Consider the following 21,317-nt stretch of genomic DNA (forward strand, 5'->3'; position numbering starts at 1 on the left):
AGTACTCTTGCTCAACCCTTTTTTAGTTAGCTACGATATTTAGTAGTTTACCTGGAATGTAAATTACTTTACGAATAGTGTTACCGTCGGTGAACTTGGTGACATTTTCGTCACTTAAACCTAAAGCTTCAACAGTTTCTTTAGACGCATCAGCAGCAACGGTAATTTTGGCACGTAATTTACCGTTAACTTGTACAATAATAAGTTTTTCATCTTCAACTAAGGCACTTTCATCTACACTTGGCCACGGGGCATCTTCTACAATGCTGTCACTATTGCCAACATGTTGCCATAAATGATGACACATATGCGGTGTAATCGGTGTTAACATTAAAATAACGGCACGAATTGCTTCTTGCATTACCGCTTTATCTTCAGCTGTTTCAAGAGGTGCTTTACTTAACGCATTCATTAACTCCATGATGGCAGCAATGGCTGTATTAAAAGTATTACGGCGACCAATATCGTCAGTCACTTTAGCAATTGCTTTATGTAGTTCACGGCGAAGCTTCTTCTGTTCACTATGTAAAGTTAATGCAGTTGCTTCGCTAATGGTTTCGTTTTGTGTTGCTTCAACAAAATCATGTACTAACTTATAAACACGTTTAACAAAGCGGTGTGCGCCTTCAACACCGGCATCAGACCATTCTAAGGTTTGCTCTGGTGGTGAAGTAAACATAATAAATAAACGTACCGTATCTGCGCCATATTTATTAATAACTTCTTGTGGGTCAATACCATTGTTTTTTGACTTTGACATTTTACTCATACCTGCAGAAATAACAGGCTGACCATCTATTTTACTTACGGCAGAGGTTACTTGACCTTTTTCATCGCGCTCCATTTCAACATCACTTGGTGCTATCCACTCTTGTGCGCCATTATCTGCTTCACGGTAATAAGTATCTGCTAATACCATGCCTTGACATAATAATTTTTTGAAAGGTTCATCACTGTCAACTAAACCAACATCGCGTAATAATTTATGGAAAAATCGTGAGTAAAGTAAATGTAAAATTGCATGTTCGATACCGCCAATATATTGGTCAACAGGTAACCAGTAGTTTGCTTTGGCAGGATCTAACATTTGCGTGTCATCGTTTGGTGAACAGTAACGTGCGTAATACCATGAAGATTCCATAAAGGTATCAAAAGTATCTGTTTCACGTAATGCGTCTTCACCATTAAAAGTCGTTTTGGCCCATTGTGGATCGTCTTTAATAGGAGAGGTGGTACCGTTCATTACTACATCTTCAGGCAGTATTACGGGTAACTCACTTTCTGGTACCGGAACCGACTCGCCATTAGCTAAGTTAATCATTGGGATTGGTGTTCCCCAATAACGCTGACGTGAAACACCCCAGTCGCGTAAACGGTAATTAGTAGTCACTTTACCTTTATTTTCACTCGCTAGCTTTTCACTAATTGCATTGAATGCTTGCTCAAAGTCTAAACCATCAAATTCACCAGAGTTGATTAATGTTGATTTTTCAGTGATAGCGGCAACAGCGATATCATCACGTTCTTGACCGGCAATGACTTGCTTGATGGTTAAACCGTATTTGATCGCAAATTCATAATCACGTTGGTCATGACCTGGCACAGACATTACCGCACCAGAGCCATAATCCATTAACACAAAGTTAGCTGCCCATACTGGCACTAACTCACCGGTAATCGGGTGGATTGCTTTAAGACCGGTATCAACACCTTTTTTCTCCATTGCCGCCATATCAGCTTCAGTGGTTTTACTATTTTTACATTCTGCAATAAAAGCGGCTAAGTCAGTATTATTTTTAGCGGCTTCAAGCGCTAATGGGTGTTGCGCTGCTAAGGCAACATAAGTAACCCCCATTAAAGTATCTGGACGCGTTGTGTAAATATCAAAGCTTTCAGTTGAATCAGCAACTTCAAAGGTCATTTCAACACCTTGTGAGCGGCCAATCCAATTACGTTGCATGGTCTTAACTTGCTCAGGCCAATCAGTTAACTGGTCTAAGTCGTCTAAAAGCTCTTCGGCATAATCGGTAATTTTAATAAACCATTGTGGGATTTCTTTGCGCTCAACAATAGCGCCAGAGCGCCAGCCGCGTCCATCAATAACTTGTTCGTTAGCTAATACGGTTTGGTCAACAGGATCCCAGTTTACAGTGGCATTTTTTTTGTAAACTAAGCCTTTTTCGTAAAGCTTAGTGAAAAACCATTGTTCCCAACGATAATAATCAGGTTTACAAGTTGCTAGTTCACGATCCCAGTCATAACCAAAACCTAACGATTGTAATTGATTACGCATATAATCAATATTTTGATAAGTCCAGTTACCTGGCGCTGTTTTATTTTTAATGGCCGCGTTTTCAGCAGGTAAACCAAAAGCATCCCAACCCATAGGTTGCATTACGTTTTTACCTTGCATACGTTGATAGCGAGATATTACGTCACCAAGACTATAATTACGCACATGACCCATATGTAAACGACCACTTGGGTATGGGAACATTGCTAAACAATAAAATTTTTCTTTGCTTGAGTCTTCAACGGCTTTAAACGTGTTGTTATCAGTCCAAAATTTTTGTACTGTTTCTTCAATAGCTTGCGGATTATAAATGGCTTCCATTAAGGTATTCTCAAATATTCAGGTGAAAGTGATTAACTTTTTATCATCTGTTAACGATTAACGCGGGAATTAGCTGACAAATTTAAGTTAAATTATCGCAGTAGAATACCTTATCTGACTAGGTAACAACAAGTTTAATTGTTAACTTTGCCTATACTCAAAGTAGGGCAAATAAAGATAACTTTTTCAAGGAGAGTATCATGGCGCAACAAGATGATTATTTTGCCGAGGTTTATCGAGCACTCAATAGCTGGTTAAACAAGGTGAAAGTTGAACAAAAACCTCGTATTAATGAGTTAATGGCGCAGGCTAAGCTTTATGCTGTAGCCCTTGAGCATATGTCGGAAGAAAAATTACAGCAATTTAGTGATAATTTAAAATACGATTTATATGACTTTTATCAACTTAACCGTAAACAAGCGCAAGACTCGCTATATTTAACCTTACTCAATGAAGCGCTATGGGAAAACTTAGCAGGCTTGACTGATAAAGCACAAGTTGAGTGGTTTGAGCTCATTGACGACTTTAGCCATGATGGTGTTTATCGTCAGGGAGATATTATTGGGTTTGGCGAGCTTGCTTGTAATGAATGTGATGAAGTTGTGCATATTACTCATCGCAGTGAGGTACAAGTATGTAGTCATTGTGGGCACGATACTTTTACGCGTGTGCCATTAAAGCCGTAGCCTAACATTAACTTGATTGGCTTTAATCAATATTTAACGTGATTTTAATACAACTATTCAACTTGTTAGCTTACTAGGGAGCAAGTACACTAAGTGTATTGTAAGACGCATTCTATGTCGCACTCATCATTTAATAAAAGTTAGTTTACAAACTAACTAAAGGATATATATGACCAAAGCTATTGCAGCTGTTATTAGTCAAACCCGTGTTGCTACTACTTCACTTACCTCATCACTTTCAGCAGAACTATTTTGTCCTCCTATCTCTAAAGACGATACAAACCAAGCCTTTGTTGGTCATGATCGTGCTAAAGAAGCACTAGAATTTGGTTTGTCTATGTCGGCTATTGGCTTTAATGTGTTTGCGATGGGCGAGCATGGCACTGGTAGGCAAACACTGATCAAACAAATGTTAAATGCGTTAGCGGGTCAGCAAAAGTCGCCAGATGAATGGTGCTACATTAATAACTTTGACGAAAGCCATATACCGTTAACCTTGTCAGTTAACCCTGGTGACGGTAAGCAGCTTTTGGCGAGTATGAATCGTTTTATTGATGGCTTACTTGATTTATTTCCCGAAATTTTTGATAACCCAGGCTACCAACGCCAAAAGTCAGCTATAGATCGTGAATTTAATAAAAAATATGATGAAGCTATTGGTAAAGTTGAAGAAATCGCATTAAAAGATAATGTTGTTTTATATGAAGAAAATGGCGAAGTTGGTTTTTCGCCATTAGTTGATGGCCAACCAGTAAATGATAAAGAGTTTGCCAACTTTAATGAAACTGATCGCGCCAAATTTTATCAACTATTGAGCGAGCTAGAAGTTGTTTTAGCTGAGCAGTTACTGGAATTACCCCAATGGAAGCGATTGTCTTCAGATCAGTTGAGAAAATTAAAATACGACACCGCGGCTAAAAGTATTGAGCCATACTTACGTGAGCTAGAGCAAGAGTTTAGTAGCAATAGTGATGTCTTAGCCTATCTAAGTAAAGTTCGAAATCATGTGGTTGATGCGGTACTTGAGGTACTGGTCAATGATAGCGATGATACACCTAATGAAAAAGAGTTACGTAAGTTAATGGTTGAACGTTTTGTTCCTAATTTATTAGTGCCGCAAAATAAAGATCAAGGTGCGCCGGTTATTTATGAGCAAAACCCTACCTATCAAAACTTATTTGGTCATGTTGATTTTGCCAGCTTTCAAGGGGCAAGTTATACCAGCTATCGTTTAATAAGGCCGGGTGCATTACATAAGGCAAACGGCGGTTACTTATTACTTGATGCCGAAAAAGTGTTGAGCCAACCTATGGTTTGGTCACGTTTAAAGTTAGCGTTAAAGACGCAACAAATTACCATTGAAAATCCGTATTCAGAATACAGTCAACCTAGTGGTTATAGTTTACAGCCTGAAAAAATTCCGTTGCAAGTTAAGGTAGTGTTGTTAGGAGATGCTGAGATTTATTATACCTTACAAGATTACGATCAAGAATTTACTGAGCTTTTTAGAGTGTTAGCCGACTTTGACCGCCATTTAGAAAAAAATGATGATAACTTAATAGCCTTTGGTCAATTAATTCGCCAACGGGCTCAACATCATAACTACCCTGAGGTAACCAACGAAGCGGTACTCGAATTAGTACGTTACGCTTTAAGAAGGGGCGAGCATCAAACCAAAATTTCAGCCAATATCGTACAAGTGAATGACCTACTTGATGAAGCCAATTATTGCTGGCAAAAACTAGGTGCCAAGGGAGCGTTAACTGCAGAACATATTGCAATGGCACAAGCCGCTAAAAAGCGCCGTATTGGTCGGTTAAGTGAAACCTGGCTAAGTGAAATAAAAGAACAACAAGTGTTAATTAGCACAGAAGGAGAGTTTGTTGGTAAGGTTAATGGCTTAACCGTTTTGGAAATAGGCGATAGTATATTTGGTACGCCTGCGCGCATAACTGCTACTGTTTATGCAGGTAGTGAAGGTGTGACGGATATTGAGCGTGAAGTTGATTTAGGTAAATCTATTCACTCGAAAGGGGTGTTGTTGCTTACCGGTTATTTAGGTCATAAATACGGGCAAAGTTTCCCTGTTTCAATTTCGGCAAATATTGCGATAGAGCAATCTTATGGCCATATTGATGGTGATAGTGCGTCGTTAGCTGAATTATGTGCGCTTATTTCTTCAATTACTTTATTACCTATAGATCAAAGCCTTGCTATTACTGGCTCAATTAACCAGCATGGTGAAGTGCAGTCAATTGGTGGTGTTAATGAAAAGATCGAAGGATTTTTTCAATTATGTCTGGATAAAGGGCTAACGGGTAAGCAAGGGGTAATCATTCCAAAAACAAATGTGATTAACTTAATGCTGAGTAATGAGGTAATTGATGCAGTTGATAAAGGACTGTTTGCCATTTATGCCGTTGAAACCATTGATCAAGCATTGGCCTTATTATTAAATACCGAGGCGGGTACCATTAGTAAAACAGGACGTTATCCGCGTAAGTCTATCCATGGCTTAGCACTTGATAAGTTAGAGGCTTTCTCTGACATCCTTAATGGTGATGAAGAGTAATAACAGTACTTAAGTTATTAAAATAAATTAAAAAACCGGTAAATTTATTTATCGGTTTTTTGTTAATATGCTTTTACCATTTAAATATATATATAGTGATTAACCTTTGAGCGACCGAAATTAACGATTTTTAAAGCCTGTTTGTATAAATACCCTCATAATATTGATTAAAATAAATCAATATATGTTTTATAAACAATGGTTTGATTGAAAAAAGAACGATGTTTGCACTTAAATTGCACTAACGTAGTGTTCTTGTTATCATCCGTAACATAAATGCAACATTTAATACGCGGTTATGATAGAACTTTCAACGGACGAACTCGATTTCTTTAAAAATATCTTTTCAGAACCACCTGAAGAGGGTGAGTTGTTGCATCCTGCACAACAGCTTAGTGTTCATACTACAATACCGAGTAACTTGAAAAAATTATTAGGTGAAAGTAAGTTAACCTTACTTGCTGAAATAGGCCATTATCAATTATGGTTCCCCGTTACTATTACCTTGGATAATGGAAATTTCAACCCAGCTTTAGGCACACCAGAAATTATTGATGTACAAGGCAATGAGCGCAGCTGGCGTGTTAATGCACCTGAAAACTTATCATTACTCAATATTGCCTCTCAGCATAAGTTAGAGATTCTTTCACTTTCAGGTACAGGAGTCACATTAAAGTTATTAGATGACGAATTATCGGTTAAAGATGACCCTTTATTAAAGCAACAATCACTTGTATTAATGTTACCTAATCAACAATCAGTCACTTTATCTTTAGATGTTGTAAGAAAGGATAACAATATTATTGCTGCTAAATTTAAAGATTTTGATCAAGGTCGAGAGTCGCTACGTCAGTTTTTATTTAACTCCCATAAAGCAAAATACGCTGACTTATATCAAGACGTTATTTTATAATTTAGCACTCTTTCGTATATTTAAGCCTAATTCACTTACCCCCAAATTAAAATCACTAGGAATAGTACTTGTATCTAGTGCTAATCTCTGTATAATGCGCGCCTCGATAAGGGAATGTTGATTTTACAACCTTAACGGTTATTAACCTATAGAAAATATCAATAGGTTTGTATGATTACTCACGATGAGTAAATCAAATGAGTGGGGTTTTACCGCCCAATAGACTTGCCCAGCTAATTATTTCCGACAATTAGCTAGAAATATAGTGTTAGCATACACTATGCGCCTTAAGTCTTCCTGGTGGTTTCCTCGTATATGTACGCAGGTTTAAGACTTAGCAATTTAAAATTTATTAGCTTTTTACACTTCTAATTTACGTTTTAGTAATCATTAGAGGTGGGATATATTACGCTAATTCTATTCTGTTTTAAGTTACGCACCTGCCTTGAGAAGATGAAAATTATTTATGACAGATCAAAAAACTTTGCCTGTAAGCTTTGACACTTTAGGCTTGCCTGAAAATTTATTATCCGCTGTTCTTTCTATCGGTTTTAGCTCCGCTACCGCTATTCAGGCACAAACTATTCCGCCACTACTTGCTGGCAAAGATGTATTAGGTGAAGCACAAACAGGTACCGGTAAAACCGCTGCGTTTGGCTTACCTGCATTAGCAAAAATTGATACTTCAATTAAAAAACCACAATTAATGGTGTTAGCACCAACGCGTGAATTAGCAATGCAAGTTGCTGAAGCAATTGAATCTTTCGGTAAAGATATGAAAGGTTTACGTGTTGCTACATTATATGGTGGTCAATCTTACGGACCTCAATTTCAACAATTAGAGCGTGGCGCTCAAGTTGTTGTTGGTACCCCTGGTCGCTTAATGGACCATTTACGTCGTAAAAGTCTTAAATTAGACGATTTACGTGTTTGTGTGCTTGATGAAGCAGACGAAATGTTAAACATGGGTTTCTTAGAAGATATTCAGTGGATTTTGGATCACTTGCCAAAAACCACACAAATGTGTTTATTTTCAGCAACAATGCCACCAGCAATTCGTAAAATTGCCAATCGTTTCTTAAAAGATCCTGAGCATATTAAAGTTGAAGCGGTTAAAAAAGCGAAAGCAAATATTACACAATACGCATGGAAAGTAAGCGGCATTACTAAAATGACGGCATTAGAGCGTATTGCAGAAGTGGTTGACTACGATGCGATGATTATCTTCGTTCGTACACGTAACGACACGGTTGATGTTGCTGAAAAATTAGAACGTGCTGGCTACCCAGCATTACCTTTAAATGGTGATATGAACCAAGCACAGCGTGAACGTTGTATCGACCAAATGAAATCAGGTAAATCGTCTATTTTAGTCGCGACTGACGTTGTTGCTCGTGGTTTAGATATTCCACGTATTTCATTAGTCGTTAACTATGACTTACCAGGTGATAATGAAGCATATGTTCACCGTATTGGCCGTACTGGTCGTGCTGGTCGTGAAGGTATGTCAATTTCATTTGTTCGCCCTCGTGAAATGTACTCGTTACGTCATTATGAGCGTTTAACGTCAGGTACAGTACTTAATTACGAGTTACCTAATATTCAAGAAATAGGTAAGATTCGTATAGAACGTACTCGTGTTGAAGTGGCTAGTATTGTCGCTGATAAAGATATTACTGCAATGCGTGAGATCGTTGAGGGTATGGCTGCAGAGTCAGACGTATCAATTGTTGATTTAGCTGCAGCATTACTTTTCCAAAAGCAAATGAAACAGCCATTACAGCCAAAAGAAGATCCTAAACCTCGTCGTGATACACGTGAGCGTAACGATCGTAATGACCGTGGCGATCGCAATAGTCGCGGTAACGACCGTAACAATCGCGGTAATGACCGTAGAGATTCTCGTGGTAACGATAACCGCAATGCTCGCGGCGCTCGTGATGAAAGACCACGTAAAGCAAAAGTTAACCGTAGCGATGTTGATTGGCAGACTTACCGCCTAGAAGTGGGTAAAGACCACGGTGCTCGCCCTGGTGATATCGTTGGCGCTATTGCAAACGAAATATCATTAGACAGCAGCTACATTGGTGCTATTAACTTGCATGAAAAGCATAGCTTTGTGCAATTACCTAAAGGTATTCCAACAACGGCATTTAACCAGTTAAAAGGTGTACGTGTTCGTCGTCAACCGTTATCTATTAGTGTTTCAGATGCAGCTGTTGAAAGCCAAAAGCCACGCCGTCGTAATGAAAGTTCTTCTGCGAGCTAATAGCTTATAAAAAGTTACTTATTAGTTTGGTAACGCAAAACGAAAAGGCGCATTTAGCGCCTTTTTTTATGGAATTTTTTTAATAAAGTCATACATTGCCCCTTTATTAAGCAATAACGTGTTAAATTGTAATTTATTATGTCACTCGCCTTGTTTGCTTAAGGCTTTATCTATTACTATAGAGCTACCTAAAAATCAGTTATTTGTCTAGTTATCAATGTTAAGCACAACTCATAACTTACCCATTCGCATTTATTATGAAGATACAGATGCGGGGGGAATTGTTTATTATGCGAATTATTTAAAATTTACAGAGCGTGCTCGCAGTGAGTGGTTACGTGATTTAGGCATACACCAACAAACACTTTTGCAACAAAATCTTGGTTTTGTGGTCAGAAAGGTTGAAATGGATAACTTTGCTTCAGCTAAACTCGATGATTTACTTAATGTACATTCAAGTATTGTCAAAGTTAAGCGAGCTAGCTTAGTATTTGAACAACATATCTTCAACCAAGAAAATATTTTGCTTTGCACTGCCAAAGTGCTGATTGCTTGTGTTGATTTTAATAACAATAAACCCTGTGCTATTCCCGAATTTATATTAGGAGCGTTTAAACGTGTCAGCTGAAATCTCATTTTTTGATTTATTTTTAGAAGCCAGTATTTTAGTGCAATTTGTGATGTTGACCTTACTGACTTTTTCGATTGTTTGTTGGGCGATGATCTTTCAACGTCGTAAAATTTTACAAAGTGCAACACAAGAGCTGAAAACATTTGAAGATAAGTTTTGGAGTGGGGCCGACTTAAGTAAGTTATACAGTGAAATATCAGCTAAAAATCATGTTCAAGGTATTGAAAGTTTATTTGTTGCAGGTTTTAAAGAGTTTGCACGTTTACGTAAAAGCCATATTGATAACCCACAAATTATTGTAGATGGCACTCACCGAGCAATGCGCGTAGCACTTTCAAGAGAAGTGGATAATTTAGAAAAACACTTACCATTTATGGCGACGGTTGGTTCAATTAGCCCCTATATTGGGTTGTTTGGTACGGTGTGGGGGATTATGAATTCTTTTATTGCTCTTGGTTCAGTAAAGCAAGCAACATTACAAATGGTTGCACCAGGTATTGCTGAAGCACTAATTGCAACTGCCATGGGGCTCTTTGCGGCTATTCCTGCGGTAATGGCGTTTAACCGTTTCAGTCACTTAGTTGAAAAAATTGAAAACGGCTATGGTAATTTCATGGATGAGTTTTCAAGTATTTTACAACGTCAGTCGGCAAATGAGCAAAACGGCAAGTAAGGTTTAATTATGTATCAAAGAGTAAGACGCCGTAAAGTGGCTGAAATTAATGTTGTTCCTTATATCGATGTTATGCTGGTATTACTTATAATCTTTATGGTAACCGCACCACTTATTACTCAAGGGGTAAAAGTTGACTTACCTCAAGGTGATGCCGAGCCTCTTGATAAAGACAGTAAAACACCACTTGTTGCTTCGGTAGATGCCCAAGGACGCTACTATTTAACAGTCGGGGCTAACGATAAAGAGCCGCTTTCTGCTGAAGAAGTGGCAACCCTAGTTAAAGCGCATTTAACCTTAGAGCCTGATACCCCAGTAGTGGTTAATGGTGACGGTGCTGTTTCTTATGACGCTGTTATTCAGCTGATGGTGTTACTACAAACGGTGGCGGGTGTTCCTTCAGTTGGCTTAATGACAGAGCCGGTGGAGAATTAGTGTGAATAAGCAGTCCTCTAATAAGCCATTAATGAAGTCATCTTACGCAAAAGCACTGTGGTTAAGTGTTGGTTTACATGTTGCATTATTGGTGACTTTATTTATTGGTGACTTTAATGCGACATCTAAACCTGTTGCCACTCCTACGCCAAGTAGTGCTCAAATGGAGCCTATTAAAGCCGTTGTGGTTGATAAAGCTAAATATGACCAAGCGATTAATAAAATAAAAAAACAAAAAGCAGATGATGCCGCCGCAGAAAAAAAACGTATCAAAGCGATTGAGCGCCGTGCTGATGAAGCTAAACAACGCCGAGCAAAAGAAGAAGCTCGTATTAAAAAGCTAGAAATACAGCGTAAGAAAAAAGAACAAGAAAAAATTCAAGCAGACAAAGCTGCTAAAAGTGCGAAAGCAAAGGCAGACCAAGCTGAAAAAGTACGTAAGCAAAAAGAACAAGAAAAACAAAAAGCTGAACAAGCTGCTGCTACAGCAAGAGCGAAACGTATAAAAGAAGAAGCTGAAGCTAAAAAAGCGGAAGAGTTACGTAAGAAAAAACTGGCCGAGCAAAAGCGTAAAGAAAAAGAGGCCAAAGAAAAAGCGGCACAGCAAGCAGCAGAGCAAGCATTAATAGCTGAACAAATGGCTGCAGAAATGGCTGCGCGTAATAAAGCACGTAGTCAGCAAGTGATGACTGAAATACAACGCTTTTCTGCCTTGATTACTCAAAGCATCAACCGTAATATGATTAAAGATCGTAGTACCATGGTTGGTAAAACCTGTCGCTTAACTATTAGTTTAGCCTCATCAGGCTTTGTTACTAATGTTAGTGTTGGTAAAGGAGATAAAGTGGTTTGTGACGCAGCAGAAACGGCCATTTATAAAACTGGCACTTTACCTGTATCGCAAGATCCTGAAGTGTTTAAAGAAATGCGTAAAATAGCGGTAACCGTTGTACCTGATTTTTCATAATCAGCCATAATATTTAACTTATAAAAAGAAGACAGAACTGACAATGAAATTATTATTAACTGTTTTTACAACCTTAATTATTACGTTGAGCTCAATGCGAGCCATGGCAACCTTAGAAATAGTAATCACTGGCGGTATTGATAGTGCTAGACCTATTGCGGTTGTTCCTTTTAAATGGGATAACGGCTCAGTATTACCTGAGCGTATTTCTAAAGTGATTAGCGACGACTTATTACGCAGCGGTAAGTTTAGCCCTGTTAATATCAATAACTTCCCACAAACACCTCATACGGCTAATGATGTTGATTACAGTGCTTGGGCAAGTCTTGGGGTTGAAGCTGTTGTTGTAGGGAAAATTAAAGAAGTATCATTAGGGCGCTATCAAGTAAGCTACCAACTTGTTGATGTTATTCGTGGTCAAGTAACTGGCGGCCAAGCAACTATGTTAAGCAGTGGTAGTATGGTTGATGTTGAAGATCATATTTTAGCGCAAAGTAGTGCCAATATTAATGGTGAGCAATTTAGACGTTACGCACATAGTATTAGTAATGTAGTGTATGAAAAATTAACCGGTAGTAAAGGTGCATTTTTAAGCAAAATAGCTTACGTTATTGTGCGAGATGAAGGTGAATACCCATACCAATTAGCTTTTGCTGATTACGACGGCTTTAATGAACATGTATTACTTAGCTCAAAAGAACCATTAATGTCGCCATCATGGCACCCTAGAGGTGAGCAGTTAGCTTATGTATCTTTTGAAAATCGACAAGCACAAATTCATACTATTGACATCTACTCAGGAAAACGTACCTTAATTAGTTCATTTGATGGTATAAACAGTGCACCGCGCTTTTCTCCAGACGGCCGCAGTATGGCAATGGTATTATCAAAAGATGGTAACCCAGATATCTATATTATGGAGTTAGCGAGCAAAAAATTACGTCGAATTACCCGTAACCGAGCTATAGATACTGAGCCAAGTTATACACCAGATGGTAAATCATTAGTATTTAGTTCAGAACGGGGTGGTAAACCGCAGTTATATCGCGTAGATTTAGGCAACGGAAAAGTTAAACGTTTAACTTTTGACGGTGATATGAACTTAGGCGGCTCTATCACTCCCGATGGGAAAAACCTGATTATGGTAAATAGAACCCGTGGTCAATACCGTTTAGCAAAACAAGAGTTTGGTACGGGAGTGTTTCAAGTGTTAACTAAAACACGCCTAGATGAATCACCAAGTGTTGCACCTAATGGTGGCATGATTATTTACAGTACACTGCACAATAATCGTCAAGTATTAGGATTGGTGTCGGTAGATGGGCGATTTAAAGCTCGTTTACCTGCACTTGATGGACAAGTGAAAGCTCCGGCATGGTCGCCGTTTTTATAAAATGATTTAATAAAACTAATAATTTCAACTCATATTTTTAGAAAATAGGAAAATAAAATGCGCTTAAATAAAATTGTAAAAAGTTTAGCAGTAGCTTTACCTCTTCTTGTATTATCTGCTTGTAGCTCTAACTCAGACACTGATGAGCAAAGCCAAGTTGATACTAATGCACAAGTAACTCAAAATGAAGAGCAAAACAGTGTACAAGTAACAGCTGCGCAACGTGCTGCAGAAATTGAAGAAGAAAAACGTCAAGAGTTAGCCCGTTTACGTTCAGAGCACATCGTCTACTTCGGTTTTGACGTATCTACAGTAACCAGCGCTGATTCTGCTATTTTAGACGCACATGCTAAATTTTTAAGCGAAAACAGTGATGTTAAAGTACTTGTTGAAGGTCATGCCGATGAACGTGGTACGCCTGAGTACAACATTGCCTTAGGCGAGCGTCGTGCAAAATCTGTAGCAACTTATTTAGAAAATATGGGCGTTAACCCATCTCAACTAAGTGTTGTGAGCTATGGTGAAGAAAAACCAATGGTTAAAGACAGAAGTGAAAATGCTTTTGCTAAAAACCGTCGTGCTGTTTTAGTTTACTAAGTTTTAATCTTCATCAAACCAAGGTAGATAAATGAAACTCAATAAAGTTTTATTTGGCATGATGTTTACCGCTAGCGCATTTAATGCGTTAGCGGCTCAAGCCCCCGTTGTAGACATGAGTTCGCGTACTTCAGGAACTGGTAGTGTTAATGAACAACTGCGTAGTTTAGAAGAAAAGCTTGATTCACGTAACAGATCACAAGTAAATATTCAGCGCCAGTTAGATATGTTACAAAGTGAAGTTAATGAGCTTCGTGGTGTTACTGAGTTACATAGCCACCAATTAAGCCAAGTGTTAGAACGTCAACGAGAGCTATATCAAGAGCTTGATAGACGCGTTAGCGAAGCACTTAAACCAGCAAATAGTGTACCTACCAGTATCGCAGTAACTAATACCGACAGTATTGGCGCAGCTAGTCAAGCATACAGTAATAACTTAAGTGAAAACGATGCCTATGATCGTGCACTTAATATGGTACTCAAAGAAGCTAAATACGAACAAGCGATACCTGAATTTAGGGCTTTCAATAAAAACTACCCTAATTCAAGTTATGCACCGAATGCACATTATTGGTTAGGGCAGTTACTTTTTAATAAAGATGAGCTGGTTGAAGCTAAACAAGAGTTTACTATTGTAGTTAATCAGTTTAGCGACTCAAATAAGCGTCCTGATGCAATGTTGAAATTGGCTATGGTCTCTCAAAAGCAAAACGATAACCAAAATGCGATTACCTTATATCGACAGTTATTAAAAGAGTACCCAAACTCAACCTCAGCAAAGCTAGCTAAACCGCGTTTAGAGAGTTTATCTAAGTAACCGTTTTATAAAGTGCAGCAGTAATTTTCGTATTGTTGTTGATAAAAGTAGCGTATTGCTTTGTTTTTACGCGAACTATCAATATTATTTAAAAAAAGCTAAATTTATGGTTGCACTTAAAAATATTATCAGTATTATATGCCCCGCGTTGAGGCACTAACTCAACACAACGGCGGCCGTTAGCTCAGCTGGTAGAGCAGTTGGCTTTTAACCAATTTGTCGAAGGTTCAAATCCTTCACGGCCGACCACCTTACTTAATTATCTTGTACTTTAAGTAAAGACTATAAATCAAGTATTTATAGTCACGTTATAATTTATTGAATCGGCCGTTAGCTCAGCTGGTAGAGCAGTTGGCTTTTAACCAATTTGTCGAAGGTTCAAATCCTTCACGGCCGACCACTTCAATAAAGAATAACTACCCCCTAATTTATTAGGAAAAACTAGGAACGGCCGTTAGCTCAGCTGGTAGAGCAGTTGGCTTTTAACCAATTTGTCGAAGGTTCAAATCCTTCACGGCCGACCAATCCTAGTTATTAGTTATACATGTAAATCTTAAATCGGCCGTTAGCTCAGCTGGTAGAGCAGTTGGCTTTTAACCAATTTGTCGAAGGTTCAAATCCTTCACGGCCGACCAATTTAAGAATATAGATATAGCACATAAAAATTTGAAGCGGCCGTTAGCTCAGCTGGTAGAGCAGTTGGCTTTTAACCAATTTGTCGAAGGTTCAAATCCTTCACGGCCGACCACTTCAAAAACCTTCAAAGTAACTTCTCCCGAAAAATCATTCTATAAATCTCTCTCACCTAAAATGTGCATAACGAGCATGTTATATTTTAGTATTTGTTAATACGTATTTTCGATAAAACCTCTCTCTAGTTCAGCGTACTTATTTACTGTGTTAATCATTCAGCCATTCTATAATACACTACACATTGTTAGTGCTTTCCCTTATAATTGCAGCGTTTAACACGTACCGTAGTAGAATAGAGAGCACTCATGAGCCAAACCAATAACGCTGTAGATTTTGACTTTCAATTTCCAGCCAAGCCTAAGCCATTAACGCAAGACGAAAGGGCTCAAGTTAAAGAAAGAATTAAGCGCCTACTCATTGAAAAAAATGCGGTATTAGTTGCGCACTATTATACAGATCCTGAAATTCAAGCATTAGCCGAAGAAACGGGCGGCTGTGTTGCCGACTCGTTAGAAATGGCGCGTTTTGGTAAACAACACCCGGCAGAAACACTGATTGTTGCTGGTGTAAAATTTATGGGTGAAACCTCTAAAGTATTAACACCGGAAAAAACTGTTGTTATGCCTACGCTTGAAGCAACATGTTCACTTGACTTAGGTTGCCCGATTAAAGAGTTTTCAGCCTTTTGTGATGAACACCCCGATCATACCGTAGTTGTTTACGCAAATACTTCAACGGCCGTTAAAGCTCGTGCTGATTGGATTGTTACCTCATCTTGTGCCCTTGAAATTGTTGAACACTTAGATGAGCAAGGTAAAAAAATTCTATGGGGACCTGATCGCCATCTGGGTAACTACATACAACGTGAAACTGGCGCTGACATGCTAATGTGGCAAGGGGCCTGTATCGTTCATGATGAGTTCAAAACTAAAGCCTTAATAGATATGAAGGCTTTACACCCTGATGCGGCTATTTTAGTGCACCCCGAGTCACCATTAGACATTGTTGAACTTGCTGATGCGGTTGGCTCTACTAGCCAACTGATAAAAGCGGCACAAGAAATGCCTAATCAAAAGTTTATTGTCGCAACAGATCGCGGTATTTTTTATAAAATGCAGCAGCTATGTCCAGAGAAAGAGTTTTTTGAAGCGCCAACCGCAGGTGAGGGTGCAACGTGCAAAAGCTGTGCACATTGCCCGTGGATGGCAATGAATGGCTTAAAAGAGATAGAAAACGCCTTACTTGACCCTACCGGCAAAGAAATTTTTGTTGATATGGAGCTTCGTAAAGGCGCACTAAAATCACTAAATCGTATGCTTGATTTTTCGGCTAGTTTAAAGCGCTAAAATAGCAAGCACTTAAATAAGCGTGTAGTGACTGAATACTAAGCACTTAAACGCATTTAACTTAAATAGGCTTGCGCTAAGCAGGTATTTTCCCTACTATAGCGCGGTTGAATTTATTCAATATTAATAATGTAAGCTGGTAAGCAGACTTGGCACAGATAGCGTGTTAATCAGGCGTTTACTGTTAGTGTGATAGCACATAAAATTATCAATAGTTAAAATTTGGTGAGCTGGCTGAGTGGCTGAAGGCGCACGCCTGGAAAGTGTGTTTAGGTTTACCCCTAACGAGAGTTCGAATCTCTCGCTCACCGCCATATTCTATAGATAAGCCTCTGTTTTTCAGGGGCTTTTTTATGTCTATAGGTTTTTGAACCGTCAAAAAGACCGTCAAATACTCATGTTACTATAAAGATACCTCATATAAAATTAATCGAACCTGTTCTTCGAACAGAACCCCATAATTTAATTTAAGGTTGCAGACAATGCCCATTTACCTTCAATTGCTGGCAGCTAAGGTGCGAATATAGAATAATGACATCGTTCTGTGCAGTGTTAGGTTTATCTCTCCCCTAATATATGGGTATGCTTAAATGGCTTTTGTATAACATCAACTTTAACCATTAACGTGAGAAGTAGAAATATCATGGATGAAATTATTACATCAGAATTAAAAAGAACAAAAAGCTCTGCAGCCTCTGCTTCAGTAGAAAAAACCTTAGAATATGAAACAGAAGAAGGTAAAGTTAGAGATAAATCAACAATGAATTATAGTGTTGATAAAGGTAATGCATCGATAATATAGTTAACACTGTAGCTGAAAGTAAATCTGTTAAAAAGGTTACCAGCTTCATAAATAAAGCCATCAGGTTAGGCCTTTCTGGAGGAGGGGGGTTACTACATGAGAAATACCTGAATCGACGATAATAGCGGCCTCTATAGCAACTGGTTATATCGCTTCATACATTATATTTAAAATATACTCGGAAATGTTCATGAATAAATAGGTTTCGCATCGGATAGAGTGATTAATGACTTAAGTCAGATAACGGTAACTTTCTGTGTGGTTATTGCTTCATAATGGCATCTATTATTTGGTTGAAATATTAACTTCACCATAAGATTAACCATTAATAAAAGACTAAAATATTTTAGTTACATACGCATAATGTTAGCTATTAGCAGCCTTTTAGTTACTGGCTGTAGTAATACTTTGGCTAGCTTCTATGGGGTTATTTATCACCAAATATCAGCAGATTTACATCGTTTTCTGATAATATTATTCTGACTTTTTTGCAGGCTAGTAATCTTCTTCGCTCTCGCACACTTCGAAGCATCTACGGGGTACATCTTATCCCAAGCACTCATTAACTGTCGCTGTGATTTACTCATGCTATAACGCTTGTAAGCATCTTACATGTACAGGTAAATTCGAGCAGTTCGACCTCTAGCAATTTCAGGTGGCTCAGCTTTACGATTATCTATCTTCATGGCGCAACTACCGAAGTCACTTTTAGCCGCTGGTAGCATGGTGAAATTGTAGTTACTCCTTTAGAATCTTTTAACTTTAACACCTAACGGTGTTTAGGCTGCAGCTCAATGATAGGCAGCCTAAACAAGGGACTTTCTGGTAACTTTATAGCTTAGAAAGAACTATCTGAAATAAGTCTCATGCTCATAGCCATAATCAGGGTCTGTAAAAAGTTCATCCATTAAATCTGATTTCTTATATTCCTTTAAAAGTTTTTTTAATCCTTGTTGTTTGCTTTTTGGACTACTGTTTACCATTGAGTTTAATGTAATTATAGCCCTTGATACATTGCCATAATGGTTATAAACATCCTCTATTAAATATGACACATCATTATCTTGCGCATAAAGTGATAAAGCACCTCGCCACCAATCAATTGTTACCAACTCTGATAAATCTATACTTCTATTAAGGTTAAGCTCTTCTGAAGCCAAGTGCTCTTGAAATCTAAAGTGACCAAAAGAGTATTTTTTAGTTATTGGATCATGAAACAATATATTACAAGGATTGATTAGCTCTTCGACACAACTACTTAACAATGCTTCGCTATATTTATCAGCTAGACTTATCATGAGCGAACTCTTTATATTTTCTTTGGACTCTGCTCTAACACCTTTATTATGCATTTTATATGCTATTTTCATGGCGCACTTTCTTAGTAGATCACCCTTTTGTTTTTGTCGCTCAATATTTTTGTGTAAGTCATACTCACCAGTTAATAGATTTAATCTTTCGGAGTATATTTCATTCTCACTGGATGGAGCATCCACCCCTTTTTCAACTAAAGAGCATGTAATAGTGGCAAGTAGTGGGGTTTTAATATACTCGAATAAGTCTCTTTGTTTTATTGAGCTAATTAGTTGAGTGGCTTTAGCTATATCTAACTTAAACCAGCCTCGAATAAATTTATCTAATTGTTCTTCTGTAAATGGTAGAAGAGTAATCCCCAAAAAGTCTATATCATTTAAATAACTGACGCAGTCTCTACTAGAAATAATCAACTGAGACATTTTGTTTTTTAATTTAAATTCAGATATAGCTGGAATGATATCGGGGATGGCATTATAAACCTCGTCTAATCCATCGAGAATTATAACTAGTTTTCCAGATAGAGCGTTATTAGCTTCCTCAACCAGTTCGCTTGTAGGTTGCATACCTTTGCTTAATAGTATTATTTTAACTAACAAGTCTGTTTTCAACGTTTTTTTGTGAGCATCATCATTATAAAATTTTTTAAACTCATCTACTAAACGGTTCAATGGTATGTATATCAGGTTCTTGTTATTACACTCTGAAATCATATCAGCATATGCTTTTAACGTTGTTGTTTTACCGACACCAGCTCCGCCGTAAACAGCTATATCATTGCCAGTGGCAAATATATCGTGTGGTGAAATAGAAACACGATCCTGTACTTTTTCTTGAGGTTTAAATGATATTACCTTTGATAATTGGCTATTATTATCTATTACTTGTGATATTAAGGATAAAGTTTTTTCTGTTGATGAGAGAAAGTTTTTGAGTCTCGTAATACCAAGCGATCGGTTATTAATTAGCTTAATATCATTGATATATTTTTCTTTATAAAGAAGTATCTTATTTTTTAGCTCATCGACCGACAGGGTGACCTTATAAAATGGTTTAGAAATAATTCTACGTTTGATACCATTTAATAGAATACTCATTTCATTTTGTTCATGTATTAACGAGGCAATATGGTTAGCTTCTTTGTTAAATGAACTCCCTTTATCATTATACTTTTGTACATCAAATTTACTTCTGTTTTTAGTCGCAAACTTCAGTTCATCTAGGATAATTCCTCTTTCAGCTAAAACCTTTGAATTAACTACTTTGCTAATATGATTATTGCTTGGCTTTAAACTAGCTTTCAGTGACTCTATTAGTCCTTTAATTCTAATTTCAATATCATTATATTTTAATTCTTTTTGCTCTAATTCCTTAATTAAATCTTTATTATTTTTGCCTTCATAGAGTTCTTTATCCTTTTTGAATTTAGCCTCAAGTTTAGATAAATCTTTATTTAATAAATAAAGTTGATGCTTACTGGATATCCTCTCAATATCTTTCCTAAATCCAGCCCAATTTTCTTGAGATACTTGTATGGAGCCGTTATGGGTGGTTATATCTAGGTGCAACAGTAAATTACTATCAAACGAACCTACGAAAAAGCTGAGATCACTATAGAAATTATCAATCTTTTGGCTGGTTTCATTCTTCAAAGCAGATAATAATTCTTTATTACTAGGCTCTAAACAACTATGTGTGGTTAATTTTTCCTCAATATTAGTCAGGATATTAAGGAGGTCAGGTTTAAACTCTTTAATATCTTGCAGAATCTTTGGTCCGTCATAGAAGTAAATTTTTAATGGCATATTGAACAGTTGGGTCTCAATCTCTTCCATAAGTCGACTTGAGATTGATTCAGGACAGGCTAAGTACACCTCATTAGGTGATATTTTATTACCTTCATCATCAGTTAATTTTCCTAAGCAGCATTGCCTTAACTGATGCAATAAAGTTGATAGCTTAGAAGCCGTTGACGTATTTTGAATATCGCCCACTTTCTTTGATTGTATGTACACAACATAGCTTTCTTTTTTAGGCGGGATTCTTCGTTGCGCTATTAAGTCCCTTCCTCGTTCATAAGAGCCACCATTAAAGTCAACTTTGTAATATCCCATTGACTCAAATAATGGCTTTATAATGTCTCTAGTAAAGTCATCCTCTTTTAAGTCAACTAGAGCTTTAAGGTATTGCGTAACTACCGTTTCCATTTAAAATCCTTCAGGTTTTCATATGATTATATTATGAATTCAAATCTAACTTAATCTCCCTCTCTTTTAAAGAATATAAACTTAATCTACATGTTTTTTGGTTATTTGAGACAGTAACTTACATAGAAACTTCGTCATTCGAGGAACCATCAACCTAAGTTTTTGACTGATGCTCTATTAATTTCTTAGGTTGAAGTGGTCAAGTAAAATTGGCCACAGTTTTAGAGTTTAACCAGTATCTTCTCTCTGACTCATTTGGACTGAAGTGGCATAGTTAATTTGGCCACCTAATTAGAGATGTTATCATGCATCTCATAACTACTTAGGTGATACAAATGACAAAGAAGAAACGACCAACTTATAGCGCAGAGTTTAGGCTCGAAACAGC

Annotated in this window: 15 protein-coding genes and 6 tRNA genes; 19 read left to right on the forward strand and 2 right to left on the reverse strand. The window is 37.5% G+C overall.

The window, feature by feature from the left end; genetic code table 11:
* Positions 1–22: 22 nt before the first annotated feature.
* Positions 23–2,614 (reverse strand): leucine--tRNA ligase, encoded by a 2,592-nt coding sequence (leuS, locus tag ABD005_RS15765; RefSeq protein ID WP_343818619.1) that lies wholly within the window; start codon positions 2,612–2,614, stop codon positions 23–25.
* A gap of 200 nt (positions 2,615–2,814) precedes the next feature.
* On the opposite strand from leuS, the gene ABD005_RS15770 reads away from it, so the two are divergent.
* The 19 genes from ABD005_RS15770 (at position 2,815) to ABD005_RS15860 (ending at position 17,408) form a co-directional block, all read left to right on the forward strand.
* On the forward strand, positions 2,815–3,300 hold the full coding sequence (locus tag ABD005_RS15770; protein ID WP_215979278.1) for a zinc ribbon-containing protein: 486 nt from the start codon (positions 2,815–2,817) through the stop codon (positions 3,298–3,300).
* 169 nt (positions 3,301–3,469) lie between these two features.
* A complete protein-coding gene (locus tag ABD005_RS15775) occupies positions 3,470–5,872 on the forward strand; it encodes a Lon protease family protein (RefSeq protein ID WP_215979277.1) in 2,403 nt (800 codons plus the stop codon).
* A gap of 298 nt (positions 5,873–6,170) precedes the next feature.
* A complete protein-coding gene (locus ABD005_RS15780; protein WP_343818622.1) occupies positions 6,171–6,785 on the forward strand; it encodes a hypothetical protein in 615 nt (204 codons plus the stop codon).
* 466 nt (positions 6,786–7,251) lie between these two features.
* Positions 7,252–9,054 (forward strand): DEAD/DEAH box helicase, encoded by a 1,803-nt coding sequence (locus tag ABD005_RS15785; protein ID WP_343818624.1) that lies wholly within the window; start codon positions 7,252–7,254, stop codon positions 9,052–9,054.
* Positions 9,055–9,271: 217 nt separating this feature from the next.
* On the forward strand, positions 9,272–9,682 hold the full coding sequence (ybgC, locus tag ABD005_RS15790) for a tol-pal system-associated acyl-CoA thioesterase (protein WP_215979275.1): 411 nt from the start codon (positions 9,272–9,274) through the stop codon (positions 9,680–9,682).
* Positions 9,672–10,358 (forward strand): protein TolQ, encoded by a 687-nt coding sequence (tolQ, locus tag ABD005_RS15795; RefSeq protein ID WP_215979274.1) that lies wholly within the window; start codon positions 9,672–9,674, stop codon positions 10,356–10,358. Before ybgC ends, tolQ begins: the two co-directional genes overlap by 11 nt.
* Positions 10,359–10,367: 9 nt before the next feature.
* Positions 10,368–10,793 carry a protein TolR gene (gene tolR, locus ABD005_RS15800; protein WP_215979273.1) on the forward strand — a complete coding sequence of 142 codons (426 nt, stop codon included), beginning with the start codon at positions 10,368–10,370 and terminating at the stop codon, positions 10,791–10,793.
* A 1-nt stretch (position 10,794) separates the two neighbouring features.
* The gene (tolA, locus tag ABD005_RS15805) at positions 10,795–11,760 is read left to right on the forward strand and encodes a cell envelope integrity protein TolA (protein WP_343818626.1); all 966 of its coding nucleotides are present in this window, start codon (positions 10,795–10,797) and stop codon (positions 11,758–11,760) included.
* A gap of 43 nt (positions 11,761–11,803) precedes the next feature.
* Positions 11,804–13,153: a Tol-Pal system beta propeller repeat protein TolB gene (tolB, locus tag ABD005_RS15810; RefSeq protein ID WP_425544910.1), complete on the forward strand. Its 1,350-nt coding sequence runs from the start codon at positions 11,804–11,806 to the stop codon at positions 13,151–13,153.
* A gap of 57 nt (positions 13,154–13,210) precedes the next feature.
* Entirely contained in the window at positions 13,211–13,750 is a 540-nt protein-coding gene (gene pal / locus ABD005_RS15815; RefSeq protein ID WP_215979271.1) for a peptidoglycan-associated lipoprotein Pal, read from the forward strand.
* Positions 13,751–13,781: 31 nt separating this feature from the next.
* Entirely contained in the window at positions 13,782–14,567 is a 786-nt protein-coding gene (gene ybgF / locus ABD005_RS15820; RefSeq protein ID WP_343818629.1) for a tol-pal system protein YbgF, read from the forward strand.
* A gap of 173 nt (positions 14,568–14,740) precedes the next feature.
* Positions 14,741–14,816, forward strand: a tRNA-Lys gene (locus tag ABD005_RS15825).
* Between the two features lie 75 nt (positions 14,817–14,891).
* Positions 14,892–14,967: transfer RNA gene (locus tag ABD005_RS15830), tRNA-Lys, on the forward strand.
* 48 nt (positions 14,968–15,015) lie between these two features.
* A tRNA-Lys gene (locus tag ABD005_RS15835) sits at positions 15,016–15,091 on the forward strand.
* Positions 15,092–15,126: 35 nt separating this feature from the next.
* Positions 15,127–15,202 (forward strand) — tRNA-Lys (locus ABD005_RS15840).
* A 37-nt stretch (positions 15,203–15,239) separates the two neighbouring features.
* Positions 15,240–15,315: transfer RNA gene (locus ABD005_RS15845), tRNA-Lys, on the forward strand.
* Between the two features lie 250 nt (positions 15,316–15,565).
* On the forward strand, positions 15,566–16,606 hold the full coding sequence (gene nadA / locus ABD005_RS15850; protein WP_343818630.1) for a quinolinate synthase NadA: 1,041 nt from the start codon (positions 15,566–15,568) through the stop codon (positions 16,604–16,606).
* Between the two features lie 224 nt (positions 16,607–16,830).
* Positions 16,831–16,920: transfer RNA gene (locus ABD005_RS15855), tRNA-Ser, on the forward strand.
* 329 nt (positions 16,921–17,249) lie between these two features.
* Positions 17,250–17,408, forward strand: coding sequence for a hypothetical protein (locus ABD005_RS15860; RefSeq protein ID WP_343818632.1), 159 nt, complete (start codon positions 17,250–17,252; stop codon positions 17,406–17,408).
* Between the two features lie 848 nt (positions 17,409–18,256).
* Here the strand turns inward: ABD005_RS15860 and ABD005_RS15865 are convergent.
* Complete coding sequence (locus ABD005_RS15865; protein WP_343818634.1) at positions 18,257–20,929, reverse strand: NACHT domain-containing protein; 2,673 nt, start codon at positions 20,927–20,929, stop codon at positions 18,257–18,259.
* Positions 20,930–21,317: the final 388 nt, after the last annotated feature.

The organism is Colwellia asteriadis (genome assembly GCF_039523295.1).
Taxonomy (GTDB): Bacteria; Pseudomonadota; Gammaproteobacteria; order Enterobacterales; family Alteromonadaceae; genus Colwellia; species Colwellia asteriadis.